This is a genomic window from Micromonospora sp. BS32, assembly GCF_059089345.1.
The window spans coordinates 43,803-59,041 of sequence record NZ_JBSSHR010000023.1 but is presented as its reverse complement, the minus strand read 5'-3'; the positions used below and the strand labels follow the sequence as shown (position 1 = coordinate 59,041).

Sequence of the window (15,239 nt, the reverse complement as noted above, 5' to 3'; positions counted from 1 at the left end):
TCGGGACCCCCGGCCCTGCCGGATTATCTACGACGAGCAGTAGTATTTACTACGTCTCGTAGTATGAACAGCTGGGGGTTTCAGGTGGACGCGTTGGACGTCGCCCGCTGGCAATTCGGTGTCACCACCGTCTACCACTTCCTTTTCGTGCCGCTGACCATCGGCCTGTCCGTGCTGGTCGCCATCCTCCAGACCCTGTGGCACCGCACCGGCGACGAGCGGTACCTGAAGCTGACCAAGTTCTACGGCAAGCTCTTTCTGATCAACTTCGCGATGGGTGTGGTCACCGGCATCGTGCAGGAGTTCCAGTTCGGCATGAACTGGAGCGACTACTCGCGCTTCGTCGGCGACATCTTCGGCGCCCCCCTGGCCATCGAGGCGCTGGTCGCCTTCTTCCTCGAGTCGACCTTCATCGGCCTGTGGATCTTCGGCTGGGAGCGGCTGCCCAAGCGGCTGCACCTGGCCAGCATCTGGGCCGCCGCGATCGGCACCAACCTCAGCGCCTACTTCATCCTCGCCGCGAACTCGTTCATGCAGAACCCGGTCGGCTACCGGATCAACCCGACCACCGGCCGGGCGGAGCTGACCGACTTCGTCGCCGTGCTGACCAACAAGGTCGCGTTGATCACCTTCCCGCACACCCTGTCCGGCGCGTTCCTGGTCGCCGGGTCGCTGGTCGTCGCCGTCGGCCTGTTCCACGTGATCCGCCATCGCGACAGCGCCGACGCCGGGGCGTACCGGTTCGCCACGAAGTTCGGCTCCTGGGTGGTCCTGGTCTCCTCGGCCCTGGTGATGTTCACCGGCGACATCCAGGGCAAGATCATGACGGACGTGCAGCCGATGAAGATGGCCGCCGCCGAGGGCCTCTACACCACCGAGAGCCCCGCCTCGTTCTCCGTGCTCACCGTCGGCAGCCTCGACGGCAGCCGCGAGGTCTTCGCCCTCAAGATCCCGTACCTGCTGTCGTTCCTCGGCACCGGCGACCCGAACGGCACCGTGCAGGGCATCGACGACCTGCAGGCTCAGTACGCCAGCCAGTACGGCGCCGGCAGCTACACCCCGATCATCCCGGTCACCTACTGGAGCTTCCGCTTCATGATCGCCTTCGGGATGGCCGCCGCCGCGATCGCCCTGCTGGTCCTCTGGAGCCAGCGCAAGGGCCGCACCCCGACCAGCAGGTGGCTGCTGCGGGCCGGGCTGGTGATGCCGGTGCTGCCGCTGCTGGCCAACTCCTTCGGCTGGATCTTCACCGAGATGGGCCGGCAGCCGTGGATCGTCTTCGGCGAGATGCTCACCCGCAACGGGGTCTCCCGCACCGTCTCCCTGGCCGAGGTGCTCACCTCCTTCACCGCGTTCACGCTGATCTACGCCACCCTGGCCGTGGTCGAGTTCAAGCTGCTGGTCCGCTATGCCAGGGCCGGCGTACCGGAACTCACCCCGGAGCCCGAGCCCGCCGACGACAGCGACGACGCCGAGCGTCCGCTCGCCTTCGCCTACTGATCCCGGAGCGCATCGTGGAACTGACCACCATCTGGTTTCTCCTCGTGGCCGTGCTGTTCACCGGCTACTTCATCCTCGAGGGATTCGACTTCGGCGTCGGCATGCTGCTGCCGGTGCTGGGCCGCGACGACCGGGAACGCCGCGTCCTGATCAACACCATCGGCCCGGTGTGGGACGGCAACGAGGTCTGGCTGATCACCGCCGGCGGCGCGATGTTCGCCGCCTTCCCCGAGTGGTACGCCACCCTCTTCTCCGGCTTCTACCTGCCGCTGCTGCTGATCCTGCTGGCCCTGATCGCCCGGGGGGTGGCCTTCGAGTACCGGCACAAGCGCCCGGAGGCGTCCTGGAAGCGCCGCTGGGACGCGGCGATCTTCTTCGGCTCGCTGGTGCCGGCGATCCTGTGGGGTGTCGCCTTCGCCAACATCCTGCGCGGCGTGCCGCTGGACGCCGACCACGAGTACGTCGGCGGCCTGTTCGACCTGCTCAACCCGTACGCCCTGCTGGGCGGCCTGACCACGCTGGCGCTCTTCCTCACCCACGGCGCGGTGTTCATCGCGCTGAAGACCACCGGTGAGATCCGCGAGCGGGCCGGCGCGCTGGCCGTGAAGCTCGGCCTCGGCACCGCCGTGGTGGCGGTGGCCTTCCTGGCCTGGACGTTGAGCATCCGCTCCAGCACGGCGGCCGTCGTGCTCGCCGTGGGCGCGGCCCTCGCCCTGGTCGCCGGTCTCGCCGCCGCCCGGGTACGCCGGGAGGGCTGGGCGTTCACCGGCACCGCCGTAGCGATCGCCCTGGCCGTGGCGACCCTGTTCGCGGCGCTGTTCCCCAACGTCATGCCCTCGACGCTGGACGCCGCCGGCACGCTGACGGCGACCAACGCCGCGTCCACCCCGTACACCCTGAAGATCATGACCTGGGTGGCGGTGGTCTTCACCCCGATCGTGCTGGCCTATCAAGGGTGGACCTACTGGGTGTTCCGCAAGCGAATCGGGGTACAGAACATCCCGCAACACTGAAGGGCGCGCATGTGGGGCGCGAGGGCGCGGGGTCGGTGCGAGGGGGTCGCACCGGCCCCGCGGTGCGTTCACGCCCCGGCCAGCTCCGCGTCGGCGCGCCGCTTGAGCAGGGTCAGGACGCGGGCCGTGGCGGCCGTGTCGGCGGCGGGAATGTCGGCGTACAGCCGGGCGGTGAGGTCGGCGACGGTGTCGGCGATGCGCTGCTGCCGGGCGGCGCCGGCGTCGGTCAGCGCGAGCCCGGAGCCGCCCGCCGGCAGCTCGCGTAGCAGCCCGGCGGCGGTCAGCTCGTCGAGCGTGGCCCGCCCCGTGGCCTCGTCGACCTTGAGCGCGCCGGTCAGCCGCGCGACGAGGTCGGTGCGGGTGGCGACGCCACCCTCGGCGGTGACGGCGTTCAGCGCGACCGACTGGTGGAAGGAGACTCCGCACCGGGTGAGCTCGCGTTCGAGGACGGCCCGGGTGGCGTAGTGGGCCAGGCCGATGACCTGGCCGTTGAGCACGGTCGACATGGGATCCTCCGGGATATTGGGGACGCCAACGTTGGCCCGGCCAACATATCAGAGATCGTGGGTGCGGCCAACGATCGCTGGTAGGGTCCGACCATGGCCTCCACCCCCGGCCCGCGCGCCCTGCCGAGCTGGCTGCTCACCCAGACCGCCGCGCACGCCTCCCGCCTCGTCGCCGACGGCCTCGCCGCGGTCGACGCCCGCGGCTACCACTACCGGCTCCTGGCCGCCCTCGCCGAGGTCGGCCCGGCCAGCCAGGCCGACCTGGGTCGGCGCTGCGGCATCGACCGCAGCGACGTGGTCGCCGCCCTCAACGAGCTGGCCGCCCGCGACCTCGTCCGCCGCGCGCCCGACCCGGCCGACCGGCGCCGCAACGTCGTCACCCTCACCGACCCCGGCCGCCGCGAGCTGCGCCGGATGGGGGAGACCCTCGACCGGGTCCAGGACAGGCTCCTCGCGCCCCTGTCCGCCGCCGACCGCGCGGAGCTCACCCGCCTGCTGACCACCCTGCTGGACCACCACGCCGGACGGTGAAAACCCGGCGCGCCCGCCGGGGGCGACCGCCTAGGGTGTGCCGATGCCCGTCACCGTCCGCGAACTCACCACCGCCGAGCTGCCCGACGCCTGGCAGCTCGGCCGGCTGGCCTTCGGCTCCGACCCCCAGCCACCCCCGCAGACCCAGGCGCCGGCGCCCGGCATGATCCGCTACGGCGCGTTCGACGACACCGGCCGGCTCGTCGGCAAGGCCGTCGACCTGCACCACCACCAGTGGTGGGCCGGCCGTGCGGTCAGCGCCGCCGACGTCGGCGGCGTCGCCGTCGCGCCCGAGGCGCGCGGCCGGGGCGTCGCCCGCACCCTGCTGCGCACGCTGCTGCGCGGCGCCCACGACCGGGGCGCCGCCGTCAGCGCGCTGTTCCCCACCGTTAGCGCCCCCTACCGCGCCTGCGGCTGGGAGATCGGCGGGACGCTGCGCACCGTCACGCTGCCCACCTCGACGCTGCCCCGGCACCGGCCCAGCGACCGGCTTACCGTCCGCTCCGGCGGCCCCGCCGACCTGGCCGCCACCCTCGACCTCTACGAGAGCGTCACCCGCCACCGCAACGGTCCACTCACCCGCCGCGGCGCGCTGTACGACCACTTCCGCGCCCAGCGGGAGGACCTGCCCTACGACGGGCTCACCCTCGTCGAGGACGACGGCCGCCTGGTCGGCTACGCCGGCTGGCAGCGCGGCCGCGGCTACGGCCACGACAGCGTGCTCACCGTCGACGACGTCGTCGCCACCACCGCCGACGCCGCCCGCGAACTCGTCGGCGTCCTCGCCAGTTGGCACAGCGTCGCCCCCACCCTGCGGCTGACCCTGCTGCCCGGCGACGCCGTCAACGCCCAACTGCCGGTGGAGAGCGTCCGCGAACACGAGCAGGACACCTGGATGCACCGCCCCGTCGACGTAACCCGCGCCGTGCGCGACCGGGGCTGGCCGCCGTACGTGCGCCGCAGCGTCACCTTCACCCTCGACGACCCGCTCGCCGACTGGAACACCGGCACCTGGCGGCTGGAGGTCGCCGACGGCGCCGCCGACCTGCGCCGCAGCGACTCCGACGCAGACCTGCACCTGAGCGTGCGTGGTTTCGCCCTGCTCTACGCCGGCGTGGCCACCGCGCCGGCCGTCGCCGAGGCGGGCCTGCTGCGCCACGCCGCCGGCGCCGACCCGCGCGCCCTGGACCTGCTCGCCGCCGGCGGACCGGCACACCTGCACGACTACTTCTGACCCGGACCCGGTGGCGCGGCCCGCTACGGCCCGCGCCACCGGCAGCCACCCGTGGCAGGCCGTGCCATGATGCCGGCCGGACAACGGCTCAGCGGGCCTCGCGCAGCTCCGCCAGGCGCGCCTCGATCTCGGCCAGCTCGGCGCGCAGCTTCTGGGCCTGCTGCTCCGCCTCCGTCCGCTCGGAGGACAGGATCTGCTCCACCGCCTCCTGCACGCCCGGCACGTCCACCAGCGCCACCATCTTCAACGCCTCCGCCGGCCTGACCACGTACGGCTTCGCCAGGGCCTTGGCGCCCTGCTGCGCGGCGACCGTCCACTCGCCGTCGGCGTACGCCAGGGTCACCGTGAGCCCCGCCGGGCCCTTCGGCTTCGCGGCCTTCACCGGCCGCCGCGCCGGCGCCTTCTCCACCTGCTGCTGCTCCACCTTCGGCTCCTCCCGACGCGGCGCCGGCACCCGCGGGGTGTCCAGCACGAACTCCGGCTCCGCCGGCGCGGCCGGCTCCTCCACCGGCGGTTCCGGCTTCGGCTCCGCCACCCGGCGGCCCGCCCCGCGTGGCGCCACGGCCAGGTCGGCGGGGGAGAAGGGCAGCTCGTCGCGGCCGAAGCGGACCACCACGAACTCGTCGGACGCCTCCGGGTCGGTCAGCTCCACCACCTGCCCCACCTGCCCGGCGATCTGACCCGCCGAAGCGGTGAACACCACCTTGGGCTTGCGGCCCGCCGCCAACGCCTCCCGGAAGTTCCGTACCTCGTCAGTGGACAAACCGTCGCCCGCCATCACAGCCCTCTTCCGTACACCTGTTTGATTCCTGCCTTGATACCAGTCGGCTGCGACAACCGGAAGATCAACCCCCCAACGCCCGCAACGCGGCGTCGGCGTGCTCGTTCATGCCCAGCTCGCTGTGGACCACCGCCAGCACCCGCCGATCCGGGCCGATCACGAACGTCATCCGCCGGGTGCTCAACGGCCCCAGCGGCAACCGCCGCCGCACCCCGAACGCCTGCGCCACCGCACCGTCGACGTCCGACAGCAGCGGATAGTCGAACCCGTGCAGCCGGGAGAACTCCGCCTGCTTCTCCACCGGATCCCGGCTGATCCCCACCCGCTGCGCACCCACCGCCGCGAACTCCGCCGCCAGGTCCCGGAAGTGGCAGCTCTCCGCCGTACACCCGCGGGTCATCGCCGCCGGATAGAAGAACAACACCACCGGACCGGCCGCCAGCAGCTCCGACAGCCGCCGCGGCGTACCCGTCTGATCCGGCAGCTCGAAATCCTCGACCAGGTCACCGACACCCACACCCACCGCGCACCTCCACAGAGCCGTCCGACGCGCGGTGAGCGTAAGCGATCACCCCCACACCGCGGCCACCTCATCGGCCACCGACGCCGCCTGGGCGAACCCCGCCCGCGCGGCGTCCGCCCGCCGCGCCGGATCCAGCACGTTGCGGCCGATCGCCGTGCGCGCCGCCCGGTCCGGCGACACCACCGCCACCCGCGCCGACGACCGCAACGCCGCCACCTGCGCCGCCAACCGCGGCATCGGCCCGAACGCCGACGTCACCGGCGCCAGCACCACCACCCGCTGCGCCCCCGCCGCCAGGTCGGCGTTCACCGCCGAACGCACCCCACCGTCGACGTACCGGCGACGCCCGATCGTCACCGGCGGCCACACCCCCGGCACCGCGCAACTCGCCCCGACCGCGTCCACCAGCGACACCCCGCTGTCGGCGTCGAACACCACGAACTCACCCGAGGCCGCGTCCACCGCCGTCACCAGCAACCGCCGCGCCGGCCACTGCCGCACCGGCAACCGCGCCTCGATCACCGCCCGCCGCGACGCCTCCGACGGGGTACGCGCCGCCACCGCCATCGCCCCCACCCGGGCCCGCGCCCGCACCGCGTCCCGGCTGCGGCCACCCGCCCACACCAGCCGCGCCACGGCCGCCCACCCGAACCGCGCCGCCAGCTCACCGTGCGCCGGCGCCAACTGCGCCTCGTACGACTCGGCCACCGGCCGCCCCGAGCACAACTGCGCGCCCACCACCGACCCGGCCGACGTGCCCGCCACCAGGTCCGCGTCGGCGAGGACCACCCCCCGCCGCGCCAGCCCCGCCAGCAGCCCCCACTCCCAGGCCACCCCGGTCACCCCGCCGCCACCCAGCACCAACGCCCGCGTCATGTGTGACCACCCTCTCCGAGACCGTCGCGTGTCGGAAACGGTAGCGTCGGCCCACACGGCACGGGGGAGCGGGACATTGAATCCGGTCACGGTCATCACCGGCGGCAGCCGCGGCATCGGCGCCGCCACCGCCCGGCGGCTCGCCGCCGACGGGCACCACCTCGCCATCGGCTACCGCCGCGACCACGACGCCGCCGCCGCGGTCGTCGCCGAGGTCACCCGTCTCGGCGTACGCGCCGTCGCCGTCCCCGCCGACACCACCGACGCCGACCAGATCCAGCGCCTCTTCGACGCCGCCGCCGACCTCGGGCCGCTCACCGGCCTGGTCAACAACGCCGGCGTCACCAGCCCGATCGGCCCCTTCACCGAGCTGCGCGCCGACGACCTGCGCCGCGTCGTCGACGTCAACCTCATCGGGTACGTCCTCTGCGCCCAGCAGGCCGCCCGCCGGCTCACCACCGGCGGCGCCATCGTCAACATCTCCTCCGCCGCGGCCACCCTCGGCAGCCCCGGCGAGTACGTCCACTACGCCGCGGTCAAGGCCGCCACCGACACCCTCACCATCGGCCTGGCCAAGGAACTCGCCCCCCGCGGCATCCGGGTCAACGCCGTCGCCCCCGGCATCATCCGCACCGACATCCACGCCGACTCCGGGGTGCCCGACCGCGCCGACACCGCCGTCGGGCGGATCCCGCTCGGCCGAGCCGGCGAACCCGACGAGGTCGCCGGCGCCGTCGCCTGGCTGCTCGGCCCCGACGCCGGCTACACCACCGGCGCGGTGCTGCGCGTCGCCGGCGGCCTGTGACGAGCGGCCCGGAGCATCGCCCCGGGCCGCCCGACGATCAGCTGGTGAACAGCTTCGCCGCGGTGATCACCGTCTGCACCACCCCGTACCCCAGCAGCGCCGACACGATCAGCCACGAGATCCACAGTCGGGCCGTCTGCCCGCCGCGCGACACGTCGTCCCTCATCGCGAACCACTCCTCTCCGCGCCCACCTTCCGCGCGCCCGTACCCTCGTCGTCCCGGCCATCGGCCGGTTCGTGGAACCGCTCCGGCACCGGCCGGATCAGCAGATTGGCGATGAATCCCACCGCCAGCACCCCGACCATCGTGAACAGCGCCGGCCGGTACGCCGCCGCCGTCAACGTTCCCGGCTTGCCCTGCGCGTCGAGGAACGCGTTGACGATCAGCGGCCCGGCCACGCCCGCCGCCGACCAGGCCGTCAACAACCGGCCGTGGATCGCGCCCACCTCGAACGTGCCGAACAGGTCCCGCAGGTACGCCGGCACGGTGGCGAACCCACCGCCGTAGAACGACAGGATCACGCACGCCAGCAGCACGAACAGCGCCGTCGCGGTCTGCCCGAACAGGGCCAGCAGCGCGTACAGCACCATCCCGACGCCCAGGTACACCATGTAGATCGGCTTGCGGCCGATCAGGTCCGACGTGGACGACCAGACGAACCGCCCCGCCATGTTGAACAGCGACAGCAGGCCGACGAAACCACCCGCCGCGGCCACCGTGACCGCCGACGTGCCGCCGGCGCGGAAGAAGTCCTGGATCATCGGGCTGGCCTGCTCCAGGATCCCGATCCCGGCGGTCACGTTGCAGAACAGCACCACCCACAGCAGCCAGAACGAGCGGGTCTTCACCGCGTTCGCCGCCGACACGTTCGCCGTGGTCACCATCGGCTTCGCGGCCACCCGCGCCGGGTCGAAGCCCGCCGGCCGCCAGTCCGGCGCCGGCACGCGCACGTTGAACACACCGAACATCATGATCAGGAAGTAGCCGACGCCGAGTGTCACGAACAACCACACCAGCGCCGACCCCGACGCCGTCGACCCGGCGTTCGTCGGGTCGTAGCCCGGGTCGTAGAACGACAGCAGCTGCCTCGACAGGGGAGAGGCCACCATCGCGCCACCCCCGAACCCCATGATCGCCAACCCGGTGGCCAGACCCGGCCGGTCCGGGAACCACTTGATCAACGTGGAGACGGGGGAGATGTACCCGATCCCCAGCCCGATCCCGCCGAGCAGCCCGTACCCCAGGTACAGCAGCCACAGCTGCTTCGTGGCGATGCCCGCGGCGCCCACCAGGAAACCGGCCGCCCAGAAACACGCCGAGACGAACATCGCCTTACGCGGCCCGTTCGCCTCCACCCACGTCCCCGCGACCGCCGCCGAAAGCCCCAGCATCACGATCGCGATGCTGAAGATCACCCCGATCGCCGTCTGGCTCGCGTCGAAGTGCGCGATCAGCGAGTTCTTGTACACGCTGGTCGCGTAGACCTGCCCGATGCAGAGATGGATGGCCAACGCCGCCGGCGGAATCAGCCAACGGCTGTACCCGGGCGGCGCGACGGTGTGCCGACGATCGAGTGCGGAAAGCATGATGCTTCCTCTCCGGAGCATGGCGAGAAACGTTCCCCTTCCTTGCCCGCAGCCCACGCTGCCCCGAAACCAGCCCCGCGCCGGACGGTCGATCCGCTGAGCCGAACGGTCCCCGGCGCCGCTCCGACCATGCGTACGGTCACGCCGGCACAACCCCAGGTAGCTGGTCCGGCGACCTGCCACGTCGTCCGCCACCGGGGAGCGGACCGGCAGAATCACGGCATGCCGCTGCTCGTACCCGCCGCCGTCGCGCCCGGCGCCCTGGCGCGCCGACCCCAGACCGAGATCGACACCGCCGGCCTGCGGCTACGTCCGTGGCAGCTTGACGACGCAGCCGACGTAATCGCCGGCTACGCCGACCCGGCCATCCAACGCTGGCACTGCCGCGCGATGAACGAGCCCGAGGCCCGCGCGTGGATCAGCGCCTGGGCACAGCGGTGGCGGGCCGAAACCGGCGCCGGCTGGGCCATCACCGACCCGTCCGGCGTCCTCGGGCAGATCAGCCTGCGCCACCTCGACCTGCACGAGGGCCTCGCCGAGGTGTCGTACTGGGTGCTGCCCGCCGCCCGCGGCCGCGGCGTCGCCCCCCGGGCGCTGCGCGCGCTGGCCGACTGGTGCCTCACCGAGCTGGGCCTGCACCGGGTGGAGCTGCGGCACTCGACCGCCAACCCGGCGTCCTGCCGGGTTGCCGCGCACGCCGGCTTCACCGCCGAGGGCACCGCGCGCGGTGCCGGGCGGCACGCCGACGGTTGGCACGACATGCACCTGCACGCCCGGCTGAGCACGGACGCGTGAAGCGGACGTGCCCGTCATTGACTTAGGCAGGTAAACGCCTGCATAATCGTCGGGTGAGCCACGATGCAACAGGAACGGACCCGGTCTTCAAGGCCCTGGCCGACCCCACCCGACGGCTCCTGCTCGACCGCCTCCGCGAGCACAACGGCCAGACGCTGCGCGAACTCTGCGAACACCTCGGGATGGCACGCCAGTCGGCGACCCAGCATCTCGACATCCTCGTACGGGCCAACCTCGTCACCGTCGTACGCCGCGGCCGGGAACGACTCCACTACCTCAACCCGGTACCGATCAACGAGATCGAGGAGCGCTGGATCTCCCGGTTCGACAAGCCCCGCCTGCACGCGATCAGCGCCATCAAGAACCAGGCAGAGGAGTACGCCATGACCACCGCAACCACGACCCTCCCGACCTACGTCTACGTCACCTACATCCGGGCCAGCGCCGAGCAGGTGTGGAAAGCCCTCACCGACGCCGACCTGACGGCCCGCTACTGGGCACACGCCAACGTCTCCGACTGGCAACCCGGCTCGACCTGGGAACACCGACGCCTCGACGGATCAGGCGTCGACATCGTCGGACGAGTGCTCGAAACCCAGCCCCCGACGCGCCTGGTCATCACCTTCCAGGGCCCCGACGAGACACCACCGGCCGGACCGTCGGTCGTCACCTTCCTCGTCGAACCGCACCACGACATCGTCCGCCTCACCGTCACCCACGAAAACCTCACCGACCAGGGGATGTACGCCGGAATCTCGCACGGGTGGCCCGCCGTGCTCGCGAACCTCAAGTCGCTGCTGGAAACCGGCGAGGTGCTGCCCAGCGACCCGTGGGAGATGTCCCGGGCGTGCGTCACCGAGTGGAGCAGCAGCCCGTCCCGAGGGTGACCCCATCGCCCAACTCCTCACCAACCCCGGCAGCCGTCGTGGCCGGCACCCGCTCGGTCACGACGGCCAGCCCACCCTCACCGGAGGAACGGTCATGACGGGAACAACCACCACCCCGCTCGCCGACGCCGTCACACTGTGCGAACAATCCGCCGGCTACGCGCTCGACAGCCTGTCGGACCTCACCGACGCCGACCTCGACCGCCCCACACCGTGCCCCGGCTGGGACCTGCGGACGCTCCTGCTGCACCTCGCCGGCACCGCGGACGCCCTCACCGAACTCGTCACCACCGGCAACCTGAACCTCACCACCACGCCGCGACCGCGCGTCGACCCGGTCGCCGCCGCGCGAGACCGGATCCACCGGCTGCGCGACACCCTGACCTCCGCGGCCCAGCGCGACCCGAGCAGTCAGACCGCGGAGCAGACCCGATGGGCGACCACCGCCGCGCACGCCGGCGCGATCGAACTCGCCGCACACGGCTGGGACATCAGCACCCGCCCGCGGCGCGGACCACCAGATCCCGACCGGACTCGCCGTCGCACTCCTCGACCTGTCCCGGTCACTGATCGACGACGACGCCCGCTCCCCGCGGTTCGGCCAACCCGTGCAGGTCCCGCCCACGGCCACCCCGAACGACCGCTTCATCGCCTTCCTCGGCCGCCATCCGGCACCGCGCGCCTGACACCCGCCCCGCTCCTGCCCGGCGACACCAGGATGCGACGGGGCAGCGGGGCCCGATCAGCCACCGAGCCACGCGACGCGCAGAGGGGCCGAGACGCCAGCGACAATCGGCAACCCCGGCGCGATGTGGCACGATCACGCAGGTGACCAGCACACCCGCCGCCGCGGCCCAGCGCCTGAGCGACCTCGCGCGGCTGCGCCGCGTCCGCGACCGGATCGACCGGGAGTACGCGCAGCCGCTGGACGTCGAGGCGCTCGCCCGCGGCGCGAACATGTCGGCCGGGCACCTCAGCCGCCAGTTCCGGCTGGCCTACGGCGAGTCGCCGTACGCGTATCTGATGACCCGGCGCATCGAGCGCGCGATGGCACTGCTGCGTCGTGGCGACCTCAGCGTCACCGAAGTCTGTTTCGCGGTCGGCTGCTCGTCCCTGGGCACCTTCAGCACCCGCTTCACCGAACTGGTCGGCATGCCGCCCAGCGCCTACCGGCGCACGGCGGGCGGCGCGGCGGAAATGCCGCCGTGTGTGGCGAAACAGGTGACCAGACCGATCAGGAATCAAGAAGCACGGGTCACCGAGCCGCAACTAGCGTGACTGCCATGGACATCACCATCCACACCAGTTTCCTCCCGCACACCGACCCGGACGCCTCCCTGGCCTTCTACCGCGACACCCTCGGCTTCGAGGTCCGCAACGACGTCGGACACGGCAAGATGCGCTGGATCACCGTCGGCCCCGCCGGCCAGCCCGACACGTCCATCCTCCTGGCGCCGCCGGCCGTCGACCCCGGCGTCACCGACGACGAGCGCCGCACCATCGCCGAGATGATGGCCAAGGGCACCTACGGCTGGATCCTGCTGGCCACCCGCGACCTCGACGGCACCTTCGACAAGCTGCAGGCAGCCGGCGACGCCGAGGTCGTCCAGGAGCCGACCGAGCAGCCGTACGGCATCCGCGACTGCGCCTTCCGCGACCCCGCCGGCAACCTGATCCGTATCCAGGAACTGCGCTGAGCCGTCCGGTGACCACCGTCACGACCTGCACAGCCGGCGTCGTGAACAAGCCCGCGCACGGCGCCGGCGACGACCGCGAAGGCGGCCCCGCGTGACAGATGGAGACACGATGAGCACGGCCAACAGGACGGACACCCCGCCGCCCGCGCCGCACGCGGCCGACAGCCACGATCTGATCCGCGTGCAGGGCGCCCGCGTCAACAACCTCAAGGACGTCGACGTCGAGATCCCGAAGCGCCGGCTGACGGTGTTCACCGGCGTCTCCGGCTCCGGTAAGAGCTCGCTGGTGTTCGACACGATCGCCGCCGAGTCGCAGCGGCTCATCAACGAGACCTACAGCGCCTTCGTGCAGGGCTTCATGCCGACGCTGTCGCGGCCCGAGGTCGACGTGCTCCAAGGGCTGACGACCGCGATCATCGTCGACCAGGAGCGGATGGGCTCGAACCCACGCTCCACCGTCGGCACCGCCACCGACGCCAACGCGATGCTCCGCATCCTGTTCAGCCGGCTCGGGCAGCCGTACATCGGCCCGCCCAGCGCCTTCGCCTTCAACGTCCCCTCCGTACGGGCGAGCGGGGCGATCACGGTCGACCGCGGTGAGGGCAAGACGAAGACCGAGAAGGCGACCTTCAACCGTCTCGGCGGCATGTGCTCCCGCTGCGAGGGCATGGGGTCGGTCACCGACTTCGACCTGACTGCGCTGTACGACGACGCAAAGTCGCTCAGCGAGGGTGCGCTGACGATCCCCGGCTACAGCATGGACGGCTGGTACGGCCGCATCTTCAGTGGCTCCGGCTTCTTCGACATGGACAAGCCGATCAAGAAGTTCACCAAGAAGGAGCTGCACGACCTTCTCTACCGCGAGCCGACCAAAATCAAGGTCGAGGGCATCAACCTCACCTACGAGGGCCTGATCCCCAAGATCCAGAAGTCGATGCTCGCCAAGGACGTCGACGCGATGCAGCCGCACATCCGCGCCTTCGTGGAGCGGGCCATCACCTTCACCACCTGCCCCGAGTGCGACGGCACCCGCCTCAGCAAGGAGGCCCGCTCGTCGAAGATCAACGGCAGGAACATCGCCGACGTCTGCTCGATGCAGATCAGCGACCTGGCCGACTGGGTCCGGGGCCTCGACGAACCCTCGGTCGCCCCGCTGCTCGCCGGGCTGCAGCACTCGCTCGACTCGTTCGCCGAGATCGGGTTGGGCTACCTCTCACTGGACCGTCCGGCGGGCACCCTGTCCGGGGGAGAGGCACAGCGCACCAAGATGATCCGCCACCTCGGCTCGTCGCTCACCGACGTCACCTACGTCTTCGACGAGCCCACGATCGGCCTGCACCCCCATGACATCGAGCGGATGAACAACCTGCTGCTGCAACTGCGGGACAAGGGCAACACCGTGCTCGTCGTGGAGCACAAGCCCGAGACCATCGCGATCGCCGACCACGTCGTCGACCTCGGCCCCGGCGCCGGCACCGCCGGAGGCACCGTCTGCTTCGAGGGCACAGTGGAGGAGTTGCGGGGGAGCGACACCACGACCGGCCGCCATTTCGACTACCGGGCGAAGCTCAAGGAATCGGTGCGGTCGTCGACCGGCGCGATGGAGATCCGCGGCGCGTCGACGCACAACCTCCAGGACGTGGACGTCGACATCCCGCTCGGGATGCTTTGCGTTCTCACCGGCGTCGCCGGCTCCGGGAAGAGCTCGCTTGTCCAGGGCTCCGTCGAAGGTCGCGACGGCGTGGTGATCATCGACCAGGGCGCGATCCGGGGTTCGCGCCGCAGCAACCCCGCGACGTACACCGGACTGCTAGACCCGATCCGCAAGGCATTCGCGAAGGCCAACGGCGTGAAGCCGGCGCTGTTCAGCTCCAACTCGGAGGGCGCCTGCCCCACCTGCAACGGCGCCGGCGTCATCTACACCGAGCTGGGCGTGATGGCCACCGTCGAGTCCACCTGCGAGGAGTGCGAGGGAAAGCGGTTCCAGGCGTCGGTGCTGGAGTACACGCTCGGCGGCCGGAACATCGCCGACGTGCTCGCGATGTCGGTGACCGAGGCCGAGGAGTTCTTCGACAACGGCGCGGCACGCACGCCGGCCGCCCACAAGATCCTCGACCGGCTCGCCGACGTCGGGCTCGGCTACCTCAGCCTCGGCCAGCCGCTCACCACGCTGTCCGGCGGCGAGCGGCAGCGGCTCAAGCTGGCCGCCCGGATGACCGAGAAGGGCGACGTCTACGTCCTCGACGAGCCGACCACCGGCCTGCACCTCGCCGATGTCGAGCAGCTGCTCGGCCTGCTCGACCGGCTCGTCGACTCCGGCAAGTCGGTCATCGTCATCGAGCACCACCAGGCGGTCATGGCCCACGCCGACTGGATCATCGACCTCGGTCCCGGCGCCGGCCACGACGGCGGCCGGATCGTCTTCGAGGGCACACCCGCGGACCTCGTCGCCGCCCGCGCCACCCTCACCGGCGAGCACCTCGCGGCCTACGTCGGCGCCTGAC

17 protein-coding genes are annotated in these 15,239 nt (G+C 71.7%); 11 read left to right on the top strand and 6 right to left on the bottom strand.

Features of this window, described 5'->3' with window-relative positions; translation table 11 throughout:
* Positions 1–84: 84 nt before the first annotated feature.
* Positions 85–1,500: a cytochrome ubiquinol oxidase subunit I gene (locus tag AC5RWQ_RS26150; protein ID WP_494285326.1), complete on the top strand. Its 1,416-nt coding sequence runs from the start codon at positions 85–87 to the stop codon at positions 1,498–1,500.
* A 14-nt stretch (positions 1,501–1,514) separates the two neighbouring features.
* Entirely contained in the window at positions 1,515–2,513 is a 999-nt protein-coding gene (gene cydB / locus AC5RWQ_RS26145; protein WP_494285294.1) for a cytochrome d ubiquinol oxidase subunit II, read from the top strand.
* 68 nt (positions 2,514–2,581) lie between these two features.
* On the opposite strand, the gene AC5RWQ_RS26140 is transcribed toward cydB, so the two are convergent.
* Positions 2,582–3,019, bottom strand: coding sequence for a hypothetical protein (locus AC5RWQ_RS26140; RefSeq protein ID WP_494285293.1), 438 nt, complete (start codon positions 3,017–3,019; stop codon positions 2,582–2,584).
* A gap of 93 nt (positions 3,020–3,112) precedes the next feature.
* Here AC5RWQ_RS26140 and AC5RWQ_RS26135 point away from each other — a divergent pair, with 93 nt between their 5' ends.
* Both AC5RWQ_RS26135 and AC5RWQ_RS26130 read left to right on the top strand, forming a co-directional pair.
* Entirely contained in the window at positions 3,113–3,550 is a 438-nt protein-coding gene (locus tag AC5RWQ_RS26135) for a MarR family winged helix-turn-helix transcriptional regulator (protein ID WP_494285292.1), read from the top strand.
* A 43-nt stretch (positions 3,551–3,593) separates the two neighbouring features.
* Positions 3,594–4,784 (top strand): GNAT family N-acetyltransferase, encoded by a 1,191-nt coding sequence (locus AC5RWQ_RS26130; protein ID WP_494285291.1) that lies wholly within the window; start codon positions 3,594–3,596, stop codon positions 4,782–4,784.
* Positions 4,785–4,872: 88 nt separating this feature from the next.
* On the opposite strand, the gene AC5RWQ_RS26125 is transcribed toward AC5RWQ_RS26130, so the two are convergent.
* The 3 genes from AC5RWQ_RS26125 to AC5RWQ_RS26115 all read right to left on the bottom strand — a co-directional run bounded on the left by AC5RWQ_RS26125 (position 4,873) and on the right by AC5RWQ_RS26115 (position 6,964).
* Positions 4,873–5,562 carry a hypothetical protein gene (locus AC5RWQ_RS26125; RefSeq protein WP_494285290.1) on the bottom strand — a complete coding sequence of 230 codons (690 nt, stop codon included), beginning with the start codon at positions 5,560–5,562 and terminating at the stop codon, positions 4,873–4,875.
* 67 nt (positions 5,563–5,629) lie between these two features.
* Positions 5,630–6,088, bottom strand: coding sequence for a peroxiredoxin (locus AC5RWQ_RS26120; RefSeq protein ID WP_494285289.1), 459 nt, complete (start codon positions 6,086–6,088; stop codon positions 5,630–5,632).
* Positions 6,089–6,133: 45 nt separating this feature from the next.
* On the bottom strand, positions 6,134–6,964 hold the full coding sequence (locus AC5RWQ_RS26115; RefSeq protein ID WP_494285288.1) for a patatin-like phospholipase family protein: 831 nt from the start codon (positions 6,962–6,964) through the stop codon (positions 6,134–6,136).
* A 76-nt stretch (positions 6,965–7,040) separates the two neighbouring features.
* Between AC5RWQ_RS26115 and AC5RWQ_RS26110 the strand changes: the two genes are divergently transcribed.
* Positions 7,041–7,769 carry an SDR family NAD(P)-dependent oxidoreductase gene (locus AC5RWQ_RS26110; protein WP_494285287.1) on the top strand — a complete coding sequence of 243 codons (729 nt, stop codon included), beginning with the start codon at positions 7,041–7,043 and terminating at the stop codon, positions 7,767–7,769.
* A 37-nt stretch (positions 7,770–7,806) separates the two neighbouring features.
* Here AC5RWQ_RS26110 and AC5RWQ_RS26105 read toward each other — a convergent pair whose 3' ends face one another.
* Both AC5RWQ_RS26105 and AC5RWQ_RS26100 read right to left on the bottom strand, forming a co-directional pair.
* Positions 7,807–7,935 carry an MFS transporter small subunit gene (locus AC5RWQ_RS26105; RefSeq protein WP_494285286.1) on the bottom strand — a complete coding sequence of 43 codons (129 nt, stop codon included), beginning with the start codon at positions 7,933–7,935 and terminating at the stop codon, positions 7,807–7,809.
* Positions 7,932–9,356: an OFA family MFS transporter gene (locus AC5RWQ_RS26100; protein ID WP_494285285.1), complete on the bottom strand. Its 1,425-nt coding sequence runs from the start codon at positions 9,354–9,356 to the stop codon at positions 7,932–7,934. The genes AC5RWQ_RS26105 and AC5RWQ_RS26100 overlap by 4 nt, the downstream gene beginning before the upstream one ends.
* Before the next feature lie 222 nt (positions 9,357–9,578).
* Between AC5RWQ_RS26100 and AC5RWQ_RS26095 the strand changes: the two genes are divergently transcribed.
* The 6 genes from AC5RWQ_RS26095 (at position 9,579) to AC5RWQ_RS26070 (ending at position 15,238) form a co-directional block, all read left to right on the top strand.
* Positions 9,579–10,151 carry a GNAT family N-acetyltransferase gene (locus AC5RWQ_RS26095; protein WP_494285284.1) on the top strand — a complete coding sequence of 191 codons (573 nt, stop codon included), beginning with the start codon at positions 9,579–9,581 and terminating at the stop codon, positions 10,149–10,151.
* Positions 10,152–10,204: 53 nt separating this feature from the next.
* Complete coding sequence (locus tag AC5RWQ_RS26090) at positions 10,205–11,038, top strand: ArsR/SmtB family transcription factor (RefSeq protein WP_494285283.1); 834 nt, start codon at positions 10,205–10,207, stop codon at positions 11,036–11,038.
* Between the two features lie 94 nt (positions 11,039–11,132).
* Entirely contained in the window at positions 11,133–11,870 is a 738-nt protein-coding gene (locus tag AC5RWQ_RS26085) for a maleylpyruvate isomerase family mycothiol-dependent enzyme (protein ID WP_494285282.1), read from the top strand.
* A complete protein-coding gene (locus AC5RWQ_RS26080) occupies positions 11,867–12,316 on the top strand; it encodes a helix-turn-helix transcriptional regulator (protein WP_334491327.1) in 450 nt (149 codons plus the stop codon). The genes AC5RWQ_RS26085 and AC5RWQ_RS26080 overlap by 4 nt, the downstream gene beginning before the upstream one ends.
* Before the next feature lie 5 nt (positions 12,317–12,321).
* On the top strand, positions 12,322–12,735 hold the full coding sequence (locus tag AC5RWQ_RS26075; protein WP_494285281.1) for a VOC family protein: 414 nt from the start codon (positions 12,322–12,324) through the stop codon (positions 12,733–12,735).
* 109 nt (positions 12,736–12,844) lie between these two features.
* Complete coding sequence (locus AC5RWQ_RS26070; RefSeq protein WP_494285280.1) at positions 12,845–15,238, top strand: ATP-binding cassette domain-containing protein; 2,394 nt, start codon at positions 12,845–12,847, stop codon at positions 15,236–15,238.
* Position 15,239 lies beyond the last annotated feature (1 nt).

Coding starts and splice junctions, on each gene's coding strand:
- AC5RWQ_RS26140 (WP_494285293.1), bottom strand. CDS start 3,019: ATGTCGACCGTGCTCAACGGCCAGGTCATCGGCCTGGCCCACTACGCC.
- AC5RWQ_RS26135 (WP_494285292.1), top strand. CDS start 3,113: ATGGCCTCCACCCCCGGCCCGCGCGCCCTGCCGAGCTGGCTGCTCACC.
- AC5RWQ_RS26130 (WP_494285291.1), top strand. CDS start 3,594: ATGCCCGTCACCGTCCGCGAACTCACCACCGCCGAGCTGCCCGACGCC.
- AC5RWQ_RS26125 (WP_494285290.1), bottom strand. CDS start 5,562: ATGGCGGGCGACGGTTTGTCCACTGACGAGGTACGGAACTTCCGGGAG.
- AC5RWQ_RS26115 (WP_494285288.1), bottom strand. CDS start 6,964: ATGACGCGGGCGTTGGTGCTGGGTGGCGGCGGGGTGACCGGGGTGGCC.
- AC5RWQ_RS26105 (WP_494285286.1), bottom strand. CDS start 7,935: ATGAGGGACGACGTGTCGCGCGGCGGGCAGACGGCCCGACTGTGGATC.
- AC5RWQ_RS26100 (WP_494285285.1), bottom strand. CDS start 9,356: ATGCTTTCCGCACTCGATCGTCGGCACACCGTCGCGCCGCCCGGGTAC.
- AC5RWQ_RS26095 (WP_494285284.1), top strand. CDS start 9,579: ATGCCGCTGCTCGTACCCGCCGCCGTCGCGCCCGGCGCCCTGGCGCGC.
- AC5RWQ_RS26085 (WP_494285282.1), top strand. CDS start 11,133: ATGACGGGAACAACCACCACCCCGCTCGCCGACGCCGTCACACTGTGC.
- AC5RWQ_RS26075 (WP_494285281.1), top strand. CDS start 12,322: ATGGACATCACCATCCACACCAGTTTCCTCCCGCACACCGACCCGGAC.
- AC5RWQ_RS26070 (WP_494285280.1), top strand. CDS start 12,845: ATGAGCACGGCCAACAGGACGGACACCCCGCCGCCCGCGCCGCACGCG.